This is a genomic window from Microbacterium sp. Leaf320 (assembly GCF_001423485.1).
GTDB lineage: Bacteria > Actinomycetota > Actinomycetes > Actinomycetales > Microbacteriaceae > Microbacterium.
This window is the reverse complement of sequence record NZ_LMOD01000001.1, coordinates 68,591-87,446: the sequence shown is the minus strand read 5'-3', so window position 1 is coordinate 87,446 and position 18,856 is coordinate 68,591. Positions and strand designations below refer to the sequence as shown.

At 68.6% G+C, this 18,856-nt stretch carries 15 protein-coding genes; 2 read left to right on the top strand and 13 right to left on the bottom strand.

What is annotated here, in order from left to right; genetic code table 11:
* Positions 1–46 precede the first annotated feature (46 nt).
* The 3 genes from ASF63_RS00430 to ASF63_RS00420 form a co-directional block, all read right to left on the bottom strand.
* Positions 47–4,684, bottom strand: coding sequence for an ExeM/NucH family extracellular endonuclease (locus ASF63_RS00430; protein WP_056508366.1), 4,638 nt, complete (start codon positions 4,682–4,684; stop codon positions 47–49).
* 235 nt (positions 4,685–4,919) lie between these two features.
* Complete coding sequence (locus tag ASF63_RS00425; protein WP_082477757.1) at positions 4,920–5,672, bottom strand: SURF1 family protein; 753 nt, start codon at positions 5,670–5,672, stop codon at positions 4,920–4,922.
* Positions 5,673–5,730: 58 nt separating this feature from the next.
* Complete coding sequence (locus ASF63_RS00420; RefSeq protein ID WP_056508361.1) at positions 5,731–6,846, bottom strand: GuaB3 family IMP dehydrogenase-related protein; 1,116 nt, start codon at positions 6,844–6,846, stop codon at positions 5,731–5,733.
* Between the two features lie 76 nt (positions 6,847–6,922).
* Between ASF63_RS00420 and ASF63_RS00415 the strand changes: the two genes are divergently transcribed.
* Positions 6,923–8,005, top strand: coding sequence for an FAD-dependent oxidoreductase (locus tag ASF63_RS00415; RefSeq protein WP_056508359.1), 1,083 nt, complete (start codon positions 6,923–6,925; stop codon positions 8,003–8,005).
* Between the two features lie 8 nt (positions 8,006–8,013).
* Here ASF63_RS00415 and ASF63_RS00410 read toward each other — a convergent pair whose 3' ends face one another.
* The 9 genes from ASF63_RS00410 to ASF63_RS00375 form a co-directional block, all read right to left on the bottom strand.
* Positions 8,014–9,702, bottom strand: coding sequence for an ABC-F family ATP-binding cassette domain-containing protein (locus ASF63_RS00410; protein ID WP_056508357.1), 1,689 nt, complete (start codon positions 9,700–9,702; stop codon positions 8,014–8,016).
* Between the two features lie 74 nt (positions 9,703–9,776).
* Positions 9,777–11,552: a sensor histidine kinase gene (locus tag ASF63_RS00405; RefSeq protein WP_235560656.1), complete on the bottom strand. Its 1,776-nt coding sequence runs from the start codon at positions 11,550–11,552 to the stop codon at positions 9,777–9,779.
* Positions 11,549–11,896, bottom strand: a complete 348-nt coding sequence (locus ASF63_RS00400; RefSeq protein ID WP_056508355.1) for a response regulator — start codon at positions 11,894–11,896, stop codon at positions 11,549–11,551. Before ASF63_RS00400 ends, ASF63_RS00405 begins: the two co-directional genes overlap by 4 nt.
* On the bottom strand, positions 11,893–12,036 hold the full coding sequence (locus tag ASF63_RS19260; RefSeq protein WP_200933947.1) for a hypothetical protein: 144 nt from the start codon (positions 12,034–12,036) through the stop codon (positions 11,893–11,895). The genes ASF63_RS00400 and ASF63_RS19260 overlap by 4 nt, the downstream gene beginning before the upstream one ends.
* Entirely contained in the window at positions 12,033–13,520 is a 1,488-nt protein-coding gene (locus ASF63_RS00395; protein ID WP_056510063.1) for a glycosyltransferase family 2 protein, read from the bottom strand. Before ASF63_RS00395 ends, ASF63_RS19260 begins: the two co-directional genes overlap by 4 nt.
* Positions 13,520–14,236, bottom strand: coding sequence for a PHP domain-containing protein (locus ASF63_RS00390; RefSeq protein ID WP_056508353.1), 717 nt, complete (start codon positions 14,234–14,236; stop codon positions 13,520–13,522). The genes ASF63_RS00395 and ASF63_RS00390 overlap by 1 nt, the downstream gene beginning before the upstream one ends.
* Positions 14,233–15,222: an ATP-grasp domain-containing protein gene (locus tag ASF63_RS00385; protein ID WP_056508351.1), complete on the bottom strand. Its 990-nt coding sequence runs from the start codon at positions 15,220–15,222 to the stop codon at positions 14,233–14,235. Before ASF63_RS00385 ends, ASF63_RS00390 begins: the two co-directional genes overlap by 4 nt.
* On the bottom strand, positions 15,222–16,265 hold the full coding sequence (locus ASF63_RS00380; protein ID WP_056508349.1) for a response regulator: 1,044 nt from the start codon (positions 16,263–16,265) through the stop codon (positions 15,222–15,224). The genes ASF63_RS00385 and ASF63_RS00380 overlap by 1 nt, the downstream gene beginning before the upstream one ends.
* A gap of 164 nt (positions 16,266–16,429) precedes the next feature.
* Positions 16,430–16,744, bottom strand: coding sequence for a DUF2277 domain-containing protein (locus ASF63_RS00375; RefSeq protein ID WP_056508347.1), 315 nt, complete (start codon positions 16,742–16,744; stop codon positions 16,430–16,432).
* Between the two features lie 132 nt (positions 16,745–16,876).
* On the opposite strand from ASF63_RS00375, the gene ASF63_RS00370 reads away from it, so the two are divergent.
* On the top strand, positions 16,877–17,293 hold the full coding sequence (locus ASF63_RS00370; protein ID WP_056508345.1) for a DUF4190 domain-containing protein: 417 nt from the start codon (positions 16,877–16,879) through the stop codon (positions 17,291–17,293).
* A 55-nt stretch (positions 17,294–17,348) separates the two neighbouring features.
* On the opposite strand, the gene guaB is transcribed toward ASF63_RS00370, so the two are convergent.
* On the bottom strand, positions 17,349–18,851 hold the full coding sequence (gene guaB / locus ASF63_RS00365; RefSeq protein WP_056508342.1) for an IMP dehydrogenase: 1,503 nt from the start codon (positions 18,849–18,851) through the stop codon (positions 17,349–17,351).
* Between the last annotated feature and the right edge of the window lie 5 nt (positions 18,852–18,856).

Genomic DNA, 18,856 nt, shown 5'->3' with positions numbered 1-18,856 from the left:
CGACGGCCTTCGCCTCTGTCATGCCTGCGTCACACGCCCGACGGCGTCAGAACCACCCGTTCAGGAGGTCCCACAGCCAGTCGAGGATGCCGCCGATGATGCCGCCGATCCCGCCTGCGCGGTTCACGGTGACGGTGGCCGTGGCCTCGTCTCCGTCGGCCTGAGCGACCGCGACGGTGTACTTGCCGGGCTGGGTGCTCTTCGGCACGGTTACCGAGGTCGAGAAGGTGCCGTCCGCCGTGACCTGAACAGTGCCGACCTCGGTGGCCGCACCCTTCTTGGGTCGCAGCTCGACCGTCACGGTCTCTCCCGGCTCGTAGCCCTCACCGGTGATCGTCAGCTTCTTGCCTGCGGCGACCTTCGACGAACCGAGGTCGATGGAACCCGCGAACTCCGCCGGTTCCTCACCCGCGATCGTGAACGGCACCTGCACCGTGGTGCCGGTACCTGCGACGGCGACGGTGAGCAGCTGCTCTCCGAAGACGCCAGAGGGAACCGTGAAGCTGAGCGACGCGCGCCCCACCTCGTCGGTGGTGTCGACGATCGTCGGATCGACAGCCCCTGCGGCGAGCTGCGTGCCGGCGAGCGACAGCGACACCTCACCGGGTGCCTGCTCCCCCGCACTGAACGCCAGCGACGAGAGCGCGACCGTCACCTGGTCGCCGGCGCTGTAGCCGTCGGCATCCGGCGCGCTGACCGAGACACCCACGGCACGCTGTGCGAGGTCGGGGGTCGCGGTCTTGTTGGCGTCGAACCAATCGACCATCGACTGAAGATCGATCTTCCCGGTGTCGCGCTTGCCCGCGCCCTCCTTGAAGGTGAAGAAGTTGTCTCCACCTGCGGCGAGGAACGAGTTGGCTGCGACCGTGTAGTTCGCCGCCGGATCGATCGCGGTCCCGTTGAGCGTGATCGACGTGACCCGCGAGCCCTGCGCTGCGGCGGGGTCGTACGTGTAGACGAGCCCCTCCGAGACGCCGAGCTTGAGGAACGGACGAGCAGAGCCTGCCGGCTGCCACTGCTCCTCGAGAACGCCCTTCAACTGCGCACCGGTGAGGGTCAGCGTCACCAGCGTGTTGGCGAACGGCTGCACCGTCGCCGCCTCGCGGTAGGTGACGTTGCCGTTCGGGTCGCTCGCGTTCGACGAGGCGTACGTGAGGTTTGCGCGGATGCCGCCCGGGTTCATCAGCGCGATGTCCGCCCCGGTAGACCACTTCTGCACGTCGGCCACGAAGTTGCCGATGGTGGACTCGCCACCGCGGTTCTCCGACCCGTTCGTCTGGCGAGCACGGTTGAAGTCGGCGGTGATGTCTCCGACCTTCACCGCACCGAGAACGTCTGCGTCGGCCTTCGCCTTCGCGACGATGTCAGCCACCTCCGGAACCGCCGGGTAGAGCGGCTGACCTGCGGCCGTGAGCGGCTTGATCTCGTTGGTGATCGAGATCAGATCCTTGGTCTTCGGATCGACCTGCAGGTTCATGAGACCCAGGTTCTCGCCGTACTGACCGGCCGAGATGACCGGACGCCCGTCGATGACGTGGTTGTACGCGAGGTGCGTGTGCGCCGACACGATCGCGTCGACGTCCTGATCGACCCCGTAGACGATTTCGCCCAGCGGCGATTCCGGAGTGATGCTCGACAGTTCGGAGCTGGACGCGCCCTCGTGAACGAGGAGGATGACGACATCCGCCTCGCCGTTGGATGCGTCCCCGTCGCGGAGGTCGTCGGCGACGGCGTTCACCGAGTCGACGATGCTGCGCACCTCGAGGTCCGCGATGCCCTCAGGGGACACCAGCGAATCGAGGTCCTCGGTCACCGCTCCGACGAAGCCGACGCGCACGCCGTCGAGTTCCTTGACCCAGGCCGGGGCGAGCGCGGGCTCGCCGGTCTCGGTCACGAACACGTTCGACGAGATGTACTCCCAGTCCGCGCGGTCCTGCACGCGGTCGCGCAGGTCCTCCCAGCCCTGATCGAACTCGTGATTTCCTGCCGCGCTGACGTCGAGACCGGCAGCGTTGAGCGCGTCGATCGTGGGGTTGTCGTCGTTGATGAACGAGGTGAACGTCGACGCGCCGATCAGGTCGCCGACACCGGCGAAGATCGTGTTCGGGTTCTCAGAGCGGAACTGCTGCACTGCTCCGGCGACGACCGCCGCGCCTGCGGCAGCACCGTCGGCCTCGATCCGGCCGTGGAAATCGTTCATCGTGACGATGTCGATGCTCACCGGCGGAATCTCCGACGAGACGCCGACGATGATCGGGTCGTGGTCACTCGAGCGGAAGGGCGTGCCCGCCTCGGTGGCGCCGAACGCGTAGCCGCGGTCGCTCCACTCCGGAGAGTTGATGCTCCACACACCCGCACCCGTGATCGATGCGGCCAGCGACGGGGATGCCAGCACGTGGTCGAGCGAGCCGAGCTCGCCGTCGAACGTGTAGGTGTGCTGGTCGGGGGCCTTCTCGCGAGCGACATCGCTCCAGCCCGCCGTCGTGAAGACCTCGATCGGGTCTTCCTTGGCGTACGCGTTGAAATCGCCGATCAGCAGGATGTCGCTGCTGCCGGTGGTCTCCTCGATCGTCTCGGTGAAGCCCTTGAGCGAGTTCGCCTGCTTCACACGATCGGCGTTGAAGAACCCCTGGCCATCGGCCGGCTCCGCGCCACCGCCCTCGGGCGCCGACTTCGACTTGAAGTGGTTGGCCACCACGGTAACGACGCGGCCGTCGATGTCGAACGCCTGGGCGATCGGCTCGCGGGCGTTGCCCCACACGGTCTCGTCGGTCACGGTCAGGCTGTCGCCCACCGTCTCGACGGCATCCTTCTTGTAGATGATCGCGCTCGTGATGAAGTCGGTCGTCGCCGAATCGTTCAGCTCGTCGGGGGTGCGGACGTAGTCCCACTCCTCGCTGCCCAGCGCGTCGTTGAGTCCGTCGACCAGGTCGGCCAGCGCCTCGTCGAGCGAGCCGCCGAGCTTGATCGAGTTCTCGATCTCCATGAGGGAGACGATCTCGGCGTCGAGTCCGTTGATCGCCGCGACGATCTTGGACTTCTGGATCTCGAACTGAGCCGCGTTCGCCGCGCCCCGAGCGTTCGAGTTCTCGCTCTTGAGCGTCGTGAAGTAGTTGAAGACGTTGAACGACGCGACCTGCACGTCGCCGCCCACTGTCGGTGCAGACTCGCTGCGCGGGTTCGTCGCCGCGAAGCCCACCTTCAGGTCGTCGGACGAGGTGCTGTCGATCGGCACGACCGGCTGCAGACGCCAGTCGTCGAAGCCGTACTGCAGCACGTATCCGTTGTCGCTGAAGTCGACGGTGTCGCCGTTGCGGACGACGAGGTCCTTCGTGAAGTAGGGCTGATCGTTCGGGTGACCGCTGTTCGTGACCTGGATCGACCAGCCGTCGTCGAGGAGGATCCGGTTGGCGCGGTTCGCCGCGGCGATCGCCGTGGCCTCTGCTCCCGGACGCACGAGCTCGGTGCTCTTGACGTTCAGATCGGCTCCGGCGTTCAGCCACAGCGAACCGAAGTTGTAGAGCTGGTGGCTCGATGCGACGCGGTACGTACCGGCGGGCGCGACGTACATGTTCTCGTACTGCTCGCGGTCCGCTCCTTCGACCGTGTCGGGAAGCGGCGTGAGCGCGGGCACCCCGACACCCGCCTGCACCACGGAGATGGCAGACAGAGCAGCGGGGTTGATCTGCGTCTGACCGAAGTACTCGCTCGCGGACCCCGTGACCGAGACGAGGTCGCCGATCTCGAGGGTCGGGGCCAGCGCGTTGAGGAAGACGAAGACGCCGTCGGACGCACCGGGCGTCGCGTCGGTCTCGCCGCCGGCCCCCTGGGTCTGGATGACGATGCCCTTGTAGCCGCCGGTGCGATGGTCGGCCGTGACCACGCCCTCGACCGTGACGGTCTGACCGTTCAGCGGCGAGACGTCGGTCGTGCCCTGCACCTCGGCGATGGACACCGCGGTCGGGTCGGGCTCCGGCTCGGGGTCGGGGTCGGGTACCGTGCCGGTGTTCTGCGGAGTGATGGTCGCCGAGAGGCTGAAGTCCGCCCGGTTGTCGTCGGTGTCCTTGCCGTCCGTGCGGTTGAGCGACTTGACGTCGGTGTTGCCGGCGGGCGGCGTCGCCGCCGTGGTCTCGAACGTGTTCGAGGTGCCGTAGCCGAGTACGTCGACGACCCCGTCGACGCCTGTGACCGAGCCGGGGGTCAGCGTGACCGCCGCGGTGCCGTTCACGAGGGCGAGCGTGCCGTTGGTGCCGCTCGGGTTGAGGGTGCTCACCGCGTCGGCCGTCGGCAGAGCGGCGCCGTTGGCCCCGTTGCTGCCGGCCTGCACGAGGTAGTGGCCGCCTGCCGGGATGACGCCGGTCAGCGGCGCGACGCCGTTGGAGGCGCCCGTACCCGTCGCCGATCGATACTGCAGCGAGAGTCCGTCGAGGGTGACGGGCGCCGCGGTGGGGTTGTAGAGCTCGACGAACTTGTTCGTGAATGCGGCGCCTGCGCTGCCTCCGGAGAGGTACGCCTCGTTGATGACCACCCCCGTCCCTGCGACGTCGGCGGATGCGGGCGCTGCGATCAGGGCGCTGGCGCCGAGAGCTGCGACGCAGGTGGCGGCGAGGACGCCGAGACGCCCCCGACTTCTGCGATCTGACCCCGGAACCTCGCGGTTCACGGCGTCGGGAGCGGACATCATCTGTGTTGTCTCCTCGGGTATGGTCTGGCGACGGCTCTCGTGAAACCGTGGCTGCGCGCTCTCAGCTGACGCACATGTGAGCGAGCATACGGAGGCCCTCGGACAACCTCAACGGAGTTTTCCGATTGGTAACCAAGCCCTCACCGAACGTCGGAAAAGACCCCTGACGAAGGTGGAATATCGCGTGCTTCCGCGCTCGGATGCGCACAGGGCCGCGCGCAGAAGCGCGTCGGGATCAGGCCGACTCGCCCGCCACGGCGTCTTCGAACTCCTCGACCTCGCGCTCCCAGGCGTCCTTGGCGAGTCGGTACCAGAGGTAGAACGCGAAGCCCGCGAAGATCGCCCACTCGACCGCGTAGAAGACGTTGAGCCAGTTCACCGGCGATATCTCGTCGGGCGCCGGCGAGGAGATGTCCGACAGGCCGGCCGCAGCCGTCTGCGATGCGAGGTACGGCCGATAGACGTCGAGCTGATCGATGTCGTGCCAGTGGCTGAGCAGCGCGGCGGTGGACATCTTGTCCATGCGCTGCGGGTCGTCCTTGGGCGGAACCGCTGGGCCTTCATCCGAGATGAGGCGTCCGGTGATCGAGGCCTCCGCCTCGCCCGCGTTCAGCTTCGCGACGGCGTCATCGGCGACGCCGCGGTCGGCCGTCCAGCCGATCGCCACGGCGATCGAGGTGCGGTCGGCGACCCGCAGCTGACCGGTGACCCAGAAGCCCTCGACGTCGTCGTTGAAGCGGCTCGACACCACGAGGAAGTCATCCGGAACCCAGGTGCCCGACGTCTCGACCTTCTGACCGACGAGCGGCTCAGGCAGGTAGACGCCCGGCTCGACCACATCGGTCAGCGGACGCACCTCCTCGGTCACGCCCGCGGGCGGTGGGTCGGTCTCGATCGCGCGCTCCAGCTGCCACTGACCGAGCCAGGCGAACACGCCGGCGACGACCAGGCACAGCACGAGCATCCCGATCCAGCGTCCCCGGAGCATGACCTCGCGAAGGGTCGGTGGGAACAGTGCGGGTGAAGTCACGGTGACGAGCGGAGCCTCAGGCCTCGTAGGGTGCGAGGACGACCTCGACCCGCTGGAACTCCTTGAGGTCGGAGTATCCGGTGGTGGCCATCGACTTGCGGAGCGCGCCGATCAGGTTCGCCGTGCCGTCGGCGACGGGTGCGGGACCGTAGAGGATCTCCTCCAGGGTGCCGATGCCGCCGACCTCGACGCGGCGACCGCGCGGAAGCTTCGGGTGGTGCGCCTCGGGGCCCCAGTGGAAGCCGCGGCCGGGTGCGTCGGTGGCACGGGCGAGCGCGACACCGAGCATGACGGCGTCCGCTCCCATCGCGAGCGCCTTGACGATGTCGCCCGACGTGCCGACCCCACCGTCGGCGATCACGTGCACGTAGCGTCCGCCCGACTCGTCGAGGTAGTCGCGACGAGCAGCCGCGACATCCGAGACGGCCGTCGCCATCGGCGCGTGGATGCCGAGCGTGGCGCGGGTGGTCGATGCCGCTCCCCCGCCGAAGCCGACGAGCACGCCGGCAGCGCCCGTGCGCATCAGGTGCAGCGCGGCCGTGTAGGTGGCTGCGCCGCCGACGATCACCGGCACGTCGAGGTCGTAGATGAACTTCTTGAGGTTCAGCGGCTCGTCGACGCTCGACACGTGCTCGGCCGAGACCGTCGTGCCGCGGATCACGAACAGATCGACGCCTGCAGCGGCGACGGTGTCGTAGAACTCCTGCGTGCGCTGCGGGGTCAGGGAGCCCGCGACGGTCACACCGGCCTCGCGGATCTCGGCGAGGCGCTGCGTGATGAGGGCGGGCTTGATCGGCTCGGCGTACAGCTGCTGCATCCGCGCGGTCGCCTGGCCCTCGTCGAGACCGGCGATCTCGGCGAGCAGCGGCTCGGGGTTCTCGTACCGGGTCCACAGGCCCTCGAGGTCTAGCACACCCAGACCGCCGAGCTGGCCCAGCATGATCGCCGTCTGCGGACTCACGACGGAGTCCATCGGGGCGCCCAGCACCGGGATGCCGAAGCCGAAGGCGTCGATCGTCCAGGCGGTCGACACATCCTCAGGGTTGCGCGTGCGCCTCGACGGCACCACCGCGATGTCGTCGAACGTGTACGCGCGGCGTGCGCGCTTGCCTCGGCCGAGCTCGATCTCCATGGTCACCACTCCAGACTACCGGGCGCACGCGGAGGTACCGACGGCTGGGACACTGGGAGGGAGGTCAGGAGGCAGTATGTCGGCGGATGCCGTGGAGATCGCCGTCGTCGGAGGCGGCGTGATGGGGCTCGCCACCGCGTGGGAGCTGACCAGACGCGGTCATCGACCGGTGGTGTTCGAGCGCTTCGCGCGCGGGCATCGCGAAGGAGCCTCGCACGGGGCGACGCGCAACTTCAACAACGCCTACGACGAGGAGCACTACCTCGATCTGCTCGTCCGTGCGCGGGACGGCTGGGACGCCCTCGGCCGGGTCGACGGCGAGCCTCTGCTGCGCCTGCACGGTCTGGTCACGCACGGCGATCTCGACGTGTCCTCGGTCGAGCACCGCCTCCATGAGCGGGGCATCCACGCCGAGATCCTGTCCCCCTCCGAGGCGTCGTCCCGCTGGCCGGGCATGCGATTCGCCGATCCGGTGCTGTTCTCCCGAGACGCGGGGGTGGCCCGAGCATCCGCCGCTCTGCGGGAACTCGAGCGACGCATCGTCGACGCGGGAGGTGAGGTGCGCTGGGAGACCCCGGTCGCGCGGATCGACGAAACGGATGCCGGTGTCGAACTCGTGCTCGCCGACGAGCGGATCCACGCCGAGGTCGCCGTCGTCACGGTGGGCGCCTGGACCGAGAGGATGCTCCCAGGCATCCGACTCCCCCGGCTCGACGTCACCGAGGAGACGCCCGCCCACTTCCGGCCCGTCGACGGATCGGCCTGGCCGTCGTTCAACCACTACGTCGACCCCGACCGCTATCCGGCTACGGTGTACGGCATGCCGACTCCGGGAGAGGGCGTCAAGGTCGGGTTCCACCGGGTCGGCGATGTGGTCGACCCCGATGCGCGCCCGCACCTCACGACCCACGCCGATGCGCTCGCCGACTACGTGCGCGAGTGGCTGCCCGGCCTCGACCCGGCATCCGCCGTCCCGATCAGCTGCACCTACACCTCGACGGACGACAGCGCCTTCGTGCTCGATCGACGGGGACGGATCGTGGTGGGCGCGGGCTTCTCGGGGCACGGATTCAAGTTCGCACCGGGAGTGGGCGCCACCCTCACCGACCTCGCGCTCGACCCGACGGAACTCGCAGCCGAGCCCTTCCGCCTCCCCTGAGCCGGGACTCAGCGGGACCGCGCGACGCGACGTTCGTCCCACACGGGGGCGCCCGCCTCGTACACCTCCCCGTCCGACCCGAACACGAGGAAACGATCGAACGACCGCGCGAACCAGCGGTCGTGCGTGACCGCGAGCACAGTGCCTTCGAAGCGCGCCAGCGCGTCTTCGAGCGCCTCCGCCGACTCGATGTCGAGGTTGTCGGTCGGCTCGTCGAGCAGAAGCAGAGTCGCGCCGGAGAGCTCGAGGAGCAGCACCTGGAAACGTGCCTGCTGCCCTCCGGACAGTGATTCGAAGGTCTGCTGAGCCTGACGCACGAGCCCGTAGCGGTCGAGCGCCGAACTCGCGGCATCCCGCGGCATCCCCGCACGTCGTTCGTCACCGCGGTGCAGGATCTCGAGCAGCGTGCGCCCCACGAACTCCGGGTGCGCGTGCGTCTGCGCGAAGAGACCGGGAACCACCCGCGCACCGAGGACCGCTCGGCCGGAGTGCGCCACCTCGGAGAGCTGCTCCCCCGTCGAGGTCACATGGCCGAGGGTCGAGTCCGGGTCGCTTCCACCCCGGGCCAGCAGGCGGAGGAAGTGCGACTTGCCCGAGCCGTTGGATCCCAGCACGGCGACACGATCGCCGTACCAGACCTCGGCGTCGAAGGGCCGCATCAGCCCTGTGAGCTCCAACCGCTCAGCGACGACCGCGCGCTTTCCGGTGCGCGAACCGCGCAGGCGCATGTCGAACTCCTGGGCAGGAGGCCGCTCCTCCGGCGGCCCCGCCTCTTCGAACTTGCGGAGACGGGTCTGGGCAGCCTGGTATCTCGAGGCGAACCCGTCGTTCGCCGAGGCCTTCACCTTGAGATTCGCGACCAGGATGCGCAGCTTCTCGTGCTGCTCGTCCCACCGCCGACGCAGCTCGTCGAGGCGGTCCATCCGGTCGCTGCGCGCCTGGTGATACGTCGCGAAGCCGCCGCCGTGCACCCACGCAGACGCCCCGGCGCCTCCCGGTTCGAGCGTGACGAGCCGGTCGACGGCGCGTGCGAGGAGCTCGCGGTCGTGCGACACGAGAAGCACGGTCTTCGGGGTCTGCCGCAGCTGCTCCTCGAGCCAGCGCTTGGTCGGCACGTCGAGGTAGTTGTCGGGCTCGTCGAGAAGCAGCACCTCGTCTGGGCCGCGCAGCAGCGCCTCGAGCGCGAGCCTCTTCTGCTCGCCTCCCGAGAGCGTGGTCAGCTCGCGGAAGCGCGCTCGGTCGTAGGGCACCCCGAGGGCTGCCACCGTGCACTGGTCCCAGATCGTCTCGTGCTCGTATCCGCCGGCGTCCGCGTACTCGGCGATCGCCGTCGCATACGCCATCTGGGTGTCGTGCTCATCCCGCTCGATCAGCGCGTTCTCGGCTGCTTCGAGCGCTTCCGCCGCCTGCCGGATCCGTCGAGGTGCGACGCGCACCAGCAGCTCGTGAACGGTCTGGCCTGCTTCACCGTGTCCGACGAACTGATCCATGACTCCGAGGCCGCCGTCGATCGTGACGACACCGGAGTCCGCCGCCTGATCGCCGCGGATGATGCGGAGCAACGTCGTCTTGCCTGCGCCGTTCGGTCCGATCAGAGCGCTCGTCGAACCGGATCCGACGCGGAACGTCGCTTCGTCCAGTAGCGGTCTGCCGTCGGGGAGGGTCAGCGAGACCCCAGCTACATCGATATATCCCACCGTGCGTGGCCGTCCTTCCGCCCGCATGGCGAGCCGATCAGGATATCAGTAAGCCGGCCGGTGGTAGATCGCACCTACCGGACGACCTGGATGGCTTCTGTGCGAGGGGCGGCGGGAAGGAGCATCCGGAACTCGGTGCCGACACCCTCCTTGCTCGTCACGTCCATGGACCCGCCGTGGGCGAGCATGATCGCCCGGGTGATCGTGAGCCCGAGCCCCACCCCGGGGACCGCGTTCTGCGTCGCCGTCGATGCACGGAAGAAACGTGTGAACAGCATTCCCTGCTCGTCCTCAGGGATCCCGACGCCGGTGTCCCTGACCGCGAGCTCGACCGCTCCGTCGAGCATCCGCACGCTCGCCGTGACCCTCCCGCCGGAGCCCGTGAACTTGATCGCGTTCGAGAGGAGGTTGTCGAGCGCCTGACCGATCCTCCCCGAGTCGATCGACAGACGCACAGGAGCGGTCGGCACCTCCGCGACGATCTCGATCCCCTCGCGCTGCGCATGGGGTCCGGCGGACTCCACGGCGTTGCGCACGAGCTCGACGACGTCGGCCTCGCGGCGCTCGAGCGGGAACCTGCCGGACTCGACCTGAGCGGTGAAGAGGAGGTCTCCCACGAGATTGAGCAGCCTCTGCGCGTTGCGCTCGATGATCCCGACGAACTCCTGCTGATCGGTCGTGAGCGGCTGCGCCGGGTCGTTCTGCAGCAGATCGAGGAACCCGATGATCGCGCTCAACGGTGTGCGGAGCTCATGCGAGATCATGCCGACGAACTCGTCCTTCATGCGCGCGACCTCGACCGCCCGAGTCTCATCGGTGATCACGAGCAGGTAGCCGTGTCTGGAGCCGTCCGAGTCCTGGTACGGCGACACCGTCATACGCGCGGGCACAGAGGATCCGCCGACCGTCGTGACGTCGATGTGCGAGTCGACCGACAGCCCCGAGTCGGCCTCGTCGAACAGCGCCCGCAGTCCGGGGTGCAGTCCGTCCTCGGTGCGCTCCGCACCCTGCGGGGCGAACTGCGCGAGCACCGTGGGCTCGAAGAACCGGTCGACACGCACCTCGGCGAGTGCCTCGCGCACGGGCATGCCTAGCAGACGCACGGCGCCGGGGTTCCATGCGCTGATCGTGCCGCAGTTGTCGGTGGCGATGACCGCCTGCCCGGTGATCGAGTTCCACAGGCTCGTGAACGACTCCGACAGGCCGCGGTACTGCTGCTCGCTGGCGCTGAGCTTCTCGAGCATCGCCTGGTTCGCGACGAGTGCGGCGGTCCGCTCGGCGACGAGCGCCTCGGCTTGCGACGTGCGCAATCGCTGCAGTCGGGACAGCTCGTTGACGATCGCGCCCACCGTCGCGAACACGAGCGGGCCGATGATGCCGCGCAGCCAGGCTGCCGAGTCCTCAGGCGGATCGATGATGTTCGGCATCAACAGGGCGATCGAGGTGAAGATCCCGACGATGAGGACCTGCTTGCGACCGGGAGATGCGGCGATCCAGATCACAGGCAGGAGCACGAGCGAGGAGAAGAGCGACGTCGCTCCGCCGGTGCCTGCACGCAGCGCGCCGATACCGAGGATGCTGACGATCGGGATCAGCATCACGACCCACCCGTCGTACACCCCGCGAGCGGAGAGGACGACGGCCAGCGCCGTGACCGCGGCGACCGCGAGGATGCCGGTGATCGCGACGACCGCGTCGGTGACGGGTACCCCCGGAATCGCCCACATCAGGAGCGCGGCTACGCCGACGGCTATCGCTGTCGGCCCCTGTTTCATCAACGGCGTCGGATTGTCGAAGTAGCGGCGCCACCCGCGTTCCATCGACGCCTGCATCACCGTGCTCGTCGTCATCGCGGTACCCCGCGGAGGAGTCTGCGCAGGTCTGCTCCGACGATCGGCTTGGGCAGGGCCCCGTCAGCCTCGGGGTAGTCGGCGACGTCGAGCACCGAACTCACGATCAGGAAGCAGTCGGGGAACCGGTCACGTACGCGACGAGAGCACTCCTCGCCGGTGATGCCCGGCAGCAGGAGGTCGATCACCGCGACGGCCGGGCTGATGTCCGGGAAAGCGGCGATCGCGGTCTCGGCGTCGATCGCCGCGAACACGTCGAACCCCTCACGATCGAGGTACCGCTGCAGGAGGTCCCGCTGATCCGCGGTGTCCTCGACGACGAGAGCCAGCGGCCGCTCGCTCATCGCAGGAACAGCTCTCGCACGATGACGATCACGACGACGATGCCGAGAGCGAGGAGCGCCTGCGGGATGAGGAGCTTCTCGCGGCGGGCGTCCGTCGCGATCTCCTCCTCCTCGCCGCTGCGCGAAGGTGCTTCGGTCATGAGTCGACCCGTCCGATCTTCTCGGTCTTTATCCATGCGGCGTCGGCGTGACGCCATTCCTTGATGTACGAATCGACGGTGATGGCGCAGAGCAGCGATCCGTATCCGCACACGTACAGCAGCAGCCCGGCGAAGAACCGTCCGCCGGGGAGCGGCTCGACGGTGCGCGCGAGCCAGATGCCGAGCATCGAGATCGGGCCCCAGAGGTAGAAGATGATCGCCCATGTGAATCGGGTCTGGTCGGTGACCGCGAGTCCGAGCTCGCTCAGCCCCGCATCGAACAGCCAGGGGAACAGGGCTATGGCCATCAGGATCAATGCACCGAGCCCCGGGAACATCAGGGCTTCACGCCACGACTGACGCCCGATCCGCGGATCCAGCTGCACCGCATAGAGCATCGAGAAGAGGTAGATGCAGGCGGCCGCGATCCACATGAAGCGGAACACGAACTCGGCGATGTCGCTGTGCAGGACCAGCAGCACGAGGAGGGCGGATGCCGCGAGGATCATGAAGGCCGGGAGGAGCAGGATCGTGAACCACGCGAGCCCGAACGAGAAGCTCCCCAGATTGTGCACCCGGCTGGGGCGGAACCACAGCGTGCGATAGATCGACGTCAGTTGCACGTTGCCTCGCGCCCACCGCAGTCGCTGCTTCCAGAGGCTGTCGATCGTGCGGGGCTCCTCGGCGAGAACGACCGCGTGCGGCTCGAAGACCATGCGTCGGCCGGCGAGCTGCCCCTCGAACGTCGTCATGGTGTCCTCGGCGAGCGTGCCGGTCGGGATTCGACCGCCGATCGCCTCGAGGTTCGCGCGCGAGTGCAACTGCGCACCGCCGGCGAGGCACGCGATCGCGCCGCCCACGTTCTGGGTCCGGCGCGCCGAGAGCTGGCCGATCACGTACTCGATCGCGATGAAGCGCGTCAGATAGTTGCGGTCTCGGCTGCCCTCGGCGATGTACGCGGTGACCGCCCCGACCTTCTCGTCGGCGAGGTGCCTGCTCATCTTGCGCAGCGAGTCGCGCGCGAAGATGACGTCGGCGTCCATGATCAGCACGGCCTCGGTCCACTCATCCGCGAGGACGATCTCGAGACCGTGGTTCAGCGTGTGCGCCTTGCCCTGGCCGCCCTGGTCGCGGCGCAGGTGCACGACGCGACCGGGGTACGCCTGGGCCTTCGCCGCCACGACCGCGGGGGTGTCATCGGTCGACGCGTCATCGATCACGAAGATCCGGAGTCGATCCGCCGGATACTCCAGCTGCGTCAGTCGGTCGATCGCCTGGCCGAGCACCAGGCCCTCGTTCCAGGCGGGGATCAGCACGGCGATGCGAGGGCGATACGGAGCAGCCTTGCCGTAGTGATTGCGGACCGCGTGCAGGGGCAGCACGAGGAACTGCAGGCCCGTGTTGACGACGGGAAGCGTTCCGACGAACACGCAGATCAGCAGGATGACGACCACGACGGTCTCGACCCAGGTGAGCTCCGGCATCAGCACTGCGCCTCCCGCTCGCCCAGGAGCTCGGCGACGCGTGAATAGCGCCCCACCTCGGACGCCACGTGGCTGTCGGTGGAGGCGACGAGCTCGGCTCCCGCATCACGCAGGGCATCGAGCAGGGGGATGCCGGGGCACCCCCACTTCTCGTTCACCTCGACCATCGTGTCGGTCTCTGCGGCGGCCTTCGCCCAGGCGGCGACCCGTTCCGCGCCGAGGTCGCCTTCGGCCAGCCCGATCTTCGGGAGGAGGGAGAAGCAGTGCGCCAGCTGATTGCCCGGGTGGCGGCGCATGGCGGCGATCAGCGCGGACACCAGCTGGTCGAGTGCATCCTCCGTGCCCCAGCCGGCGGCGATCCGCTCGCGGACGGCACTCGGGCCGAGCGGCCCCTCGATGCCCGGGAACTGGTGGTCGGCGATCAGGATGCGATCGATCCCCGCGGGCAGCACGGGGATGTCGAGCGCGCCCGAAGCATCCAGGATCTTCGCCTCCACGCCGGTCAGGACCGTGAGCCCCTCGGGAACGCGCAGGGCGCGCACCGCGCTGAGGTATTCGGGCACCCACGTGGTGGTGCGGCGGACGTGATCGACGAGGCGGAGCGTCTCAAGACCCGCGACGGATGCGGCCGTGACGTTCTCGGCGAGCGTCGAGACGGCATCGTCCGAGAACGTCGAGTGGACGTGGTGATCGCCTCGCAGCAGGGCGTGGGTCACAGCTCCTCCTGATGCCCGGCGTGCGCGGACACGAGCACCTCGTCGACCTCGACGATGATGTCTTCGAGGAAGCGCACGGAGGCGACCTCGCGGAACGGGATGCTCGAGGGGATGTCCCGCCCGAGGAACAGGTCCGCGACGAGCGAGGGGATGTCCACCCCTGCCGCGATGGTGAGCGGAAGCGCTCCGGGGAACCGCGGGTTGACCTCGAGCAGCACGGCCCGACCCTCGCGGTCACGGCGGAGTTGCACGTTGGCGACGCCGACGAGACCGATGGCCCGCGCGATGGCAGCGGCGGTCTCCTCGAGCTCGGGGTCGTGCACGGTGCGGCCGGCGATGGCCACGCCCGAGTCGACTCTGGCGCGGGTGCGGGGTACGGCGGCGACGACGGCGCCGGCAGCATCCGCGATCACGTCGACCGAGTACTCCTCGCCCGGAAGGTAGTCCTGGACGATGAGTCCCTCGTCCAGCGGCAGCGACTCGAGCGCGGCGCGATCGGGCACCATCCGGATGCCCCGGCTGCCCGCGCCCTGACGGGGCTTGGCGAAGACCGGGAACTCCCAGTCGGCGGCGGCCGCGTCAGCCCCGGCGAGCACCGTGCGCGGAGTGCGACCGGTGGACTCGCAGCGTTCGGCGAGCAGCATCTTGTCGAGCGCCACCGAGAGCGTGTCCTGGGATGGAGCTGCGAGCACGGCGGGCGCGAGCTCGTCGCGGCGGCCGGCCAGCGCGATCAGCTCGACGTCGACGGTCGAGATCACGAGGTCGAGCCGGTCTTCGGCCACCATCCGCGAGATCGCCGGCACGAAGTCCGCATCTCGCCCCGGAGGCACGAGACGACGATGCGTCGGGGGCACCAAATAGATGCCGCTCGCCCATCCGTCCATGTCCGCGGCGAAGACCTCGAGGTCGGAGCGACGCAGGAGGGAGCGGATCACGGCGACTCCGGCGGGACCTCCCGCGCCGGTCACCAGTACGCGTGCAGACATCAGCTCTCCCGCCGTGCGAGTTCGTGGGCGCCGATGAACTCGGCGGTCTCGCGCACGACCTCGAGCGGCTCGACGGCCACTCCCCCGCCGAAACGCGACCAGTATCGGGCGGTGGCGGTCACGAAGTCGGGCTCGAGGTAGTCCCGCATCGCGGTCTGCGAGGCGAAGCACTCGAGCAGCCGGAGCTTCTGGGGGAGGTCCTGGTCGATGCGGACGAAGCGGGTCGGCCGGAAGTCGATCGTCGACGAGGGGCTCTGATAGCAGGCGACCGTGCCCACCCGCCTGGTGGCGGCGATCGTCGCCTCGCTCACAGCCCGGTGGTCCTGGTGGCGGTCATGGCTGGAGTGCGTGTAGACGATCGTCGGTCGCACCTCCTGAACGACCTCTTCGATCAGACGCACCGTCGCGCCGCCGCCGGAGATCTCCGTGTCGACGAGATCCTTGAGAAAGAGGCGGGCGCCCAGCATGTCGGCCGATGCCAGCGACTCGTGCTGACGGCTCTCGGCGTCTCCTCCGCGTGAGCCGCGAGAGAGAGTCAGCACGGTGATCGAGTCGCCTGCGCGCGCGTGAGCGGCGAGGATGCCACCGACCCCGATCTCGACGTCATCCGGATGAGCCCCGATGGCGAGGATCACCTCCGGCGAGCGGTTCGCCTCTCGTCGGGCGCGCCCCTCGGCGGCGAGTCGCGAGACGGCCTCGACCAGGCGCGCGTTGTCGAGCGGCTTGGTCAGGAACTCGTCAGCCTGCGCTCGCAGAGCCGAGACCGCATACTCGACCGAGACGTGCGCGGTCATCACGATGACCGGGACGAGCGGATCCTTCCGACGGAGTTCCGCCAGGAGCTCGAGGCCGTCGAGACCGGGCATCTCGATGTCGGTGACGACCACGTCAGGGGTGAAGCGTGCGAGGCGTTCGACGGCGGAGAGGCCGTCCTCGGCCACCACCACCTCGCAGCCGGCCCGCCTTTCGAGCACGGTCTTGACGAGCAGGGCGACGTCAGGGTCGTCGTCGACGACCAGGACGCGGGGTGCATCCTGAGGCATATCTGCAGCTCTCAATGGGGAGGTTCCCTGCCGGTCATGCTCCGGCAAGCGGCTCGCGACGCCCTTCGCGTCTGGAGCCCGAGGAAAATCGAGCGGGTATCTCTAAATACTGGCATATCGAATACCCACCCGGTGCGGCAGGATTCCGCGGGCATCCGGTTGCGTCAGGATGCGGTGCGCGCAGCCCGCTTCTCTTCCTGGAACACCCGGATCGCTTCGTACCGCTCCGCGGAACGCGCACGTCGTTTGGTCGCCTCGTCCTCTCGGTTCTTGCGCGGCGCCGTGGTCGTCAGACCATCGACGAGCTCTCTGGTGGCGCGCGCGATCTCCTCGACGGCACGGTCGAACACATCCTGGTTCACCCGGGACGGGGTGGTGGTTCCGGCGATCTTACGCACGAACTGCAGCGCGGCGTCGTGGCACTCATGGTCTGTGGCGGCGGGCTCGAGATTGTTCAGGGGGACGATGTTGCGGCACATACCGGCACCGTACGCCGCAGCGCGGACCTGCGGAAGGCCTGGGGCGAGGGATGGCGCGCGCGGCGCGCGCCTCAGTACGCTCGGCTACGAGCGCGGACACCCCAGCGACCGCCCACGCAGATCGGAGCGACCATGACGAACCCGCCACCGCCCGGAGACTCGCAGTACACCCCGCCGGCATGGGACGGCGCGGCTCCGGCTGCGGACCCGTCCACGAACCCGGCCGCATACCCGGTCGCCGGCCCCGGCTATACGACCCCGCCGCCCGCGCCTGCCGGGAACGGACTCGCGATCGCCGGACTCGTCCTCGCGTTCGTGGTCGCCCCGCTCGGTCTCATCCTCAGCATCGTCGCCGCCGTCAAGCTCGGCAAGGCCGGGGCGTCGAAGGGACTCGCGATCGCGGGCATCATCGTCGGTGCGGTGATCACGGTCCTGTGGATCATCGGCATCGTGCTGCTCGTGACGGTGTTCGCGAACCTGTTCTCGATGTGCGCCGAGCTCGGCCCGGGCGTCTGGCAGGTCGACGGCGTCACCTACACCTGCAGCTGACCGCACGCAGAAGAGGGGGCCGGATGCTGTCGCATCCGGCCCCCTCTCATTCGTCTCAGCGCTTGTAGTTCGGCGCCTCGACCACGATCTGCACGTCGTGCGGGTGCGACTCCTTGAGCCCCGCAGCCGTGATGCGCACGAACCTGCCGCGCTGCTTGAGCTCTTCGATGGTGCGAGCGCCGACGTAGAACATCGACTGTCGCAGCCCGCCGACCAGCTGGTATGCGACAGCGGCCACGGGGCCCCGGTAGGGCACCTGGCCCTCGATGCCCTCGGGGATCAGCTTGTCGTCGCTGGGCACGTCGGCCTGGAAGTAGCGATCCTTCGAGTACGAGGTCTGCTTGCCACGGGTCTGCATCGCTCCGAGCGATCCCATGCCGCGGTACTGCTTGAACTGCTTGCCCGACTGGAACACGATCTCGCCCGGCGACTCGTCGGTGCCGGCCAGCAGCGAGCCGAGCATGACGGCATCGGCGCCGGCGACGAGCGCCTTGGCGATGTCACCCGAGTACTGCAGCCCCCCATCTGCGATCACCGGAACACCGGCGGGACGGGCGGCGAGCGACGCCTCGTACACGGCGGTGACCTGCGGCACACCGACTCCGGCGACGACGCGCGTCGTGCAGATCGAGCCCGGGCCCACGCCGACCTTGACGGCGTCGACGCCTGCATCGACGAGCGCCTGAGCTCCCTCGCGGGTCGCGACGTTGCCGCCGATGACGTCGATGTGCGCGAAGCTCTCGTCGGCCTTGATGCGCTTGACGAGTTCGATCACGCCCTGGGACTGACCGTTCGCGGTGTCGACGACGAGCACGTCGACGCCCGCGTCACGCAGCGCCTCTGCACGCTCCCACGCATCGCCGAAGAAGCCGATCGCGGCACCGACGCGCAGACGCCCCTGGTCGTCCTTCGTGGCCAGCGGGTACTTCTCGCTCTTGTCGAAGTCCTTGATGGTGATGAGGCCCGCGAGCTTGCCGTCTTCATCGATGAGCGGCAGCTTCTCGACGCGGTGATGCGCGAAGAGGGCGATGACCTCGCCTGCGGCGACGCCGACCGGCGCGGTGACGAGACCCTCAGACGTCATGACGTCCTTCACGAACGTGGTCTGGCGCTCGAAGCCCGAGACGAAGCGCATGTCGCGGTTCGTGATGATGCCGACGAGGCGTCCGTCGGCGTCGACGACGGGGAGCCCCGAGATGCGGTACTTGGCGCAGAGCGCGTCGACCTCTTCGACGGTCGCGTCCGGCGTCGTCGTGATCGGGTCGGTGATCATGCCCGATTCACTGCGCTTGACACGGTCGACATGAGCTGCCTGATCAGCGATCGACAGGTTGCGGTGCAGGATGCCGATGCCGCCCTCGCGTGCCATCGCGATCGCCATGCGCGACTCGGTCACGGTGTCCATCGCGCTGGAGAGCAGCGGAGTCGCGACCGAGATACGGCGAGTGATCCGTGACGAGGTGTCGGCCTCGCTGGGGATGACGTCGGTGTGCCCCGGGAGGAGCAGCACATCGTCGTACGTGAGTCCGACGAAGCCGAAGGGGTCGTGCTGGTCCATGGATT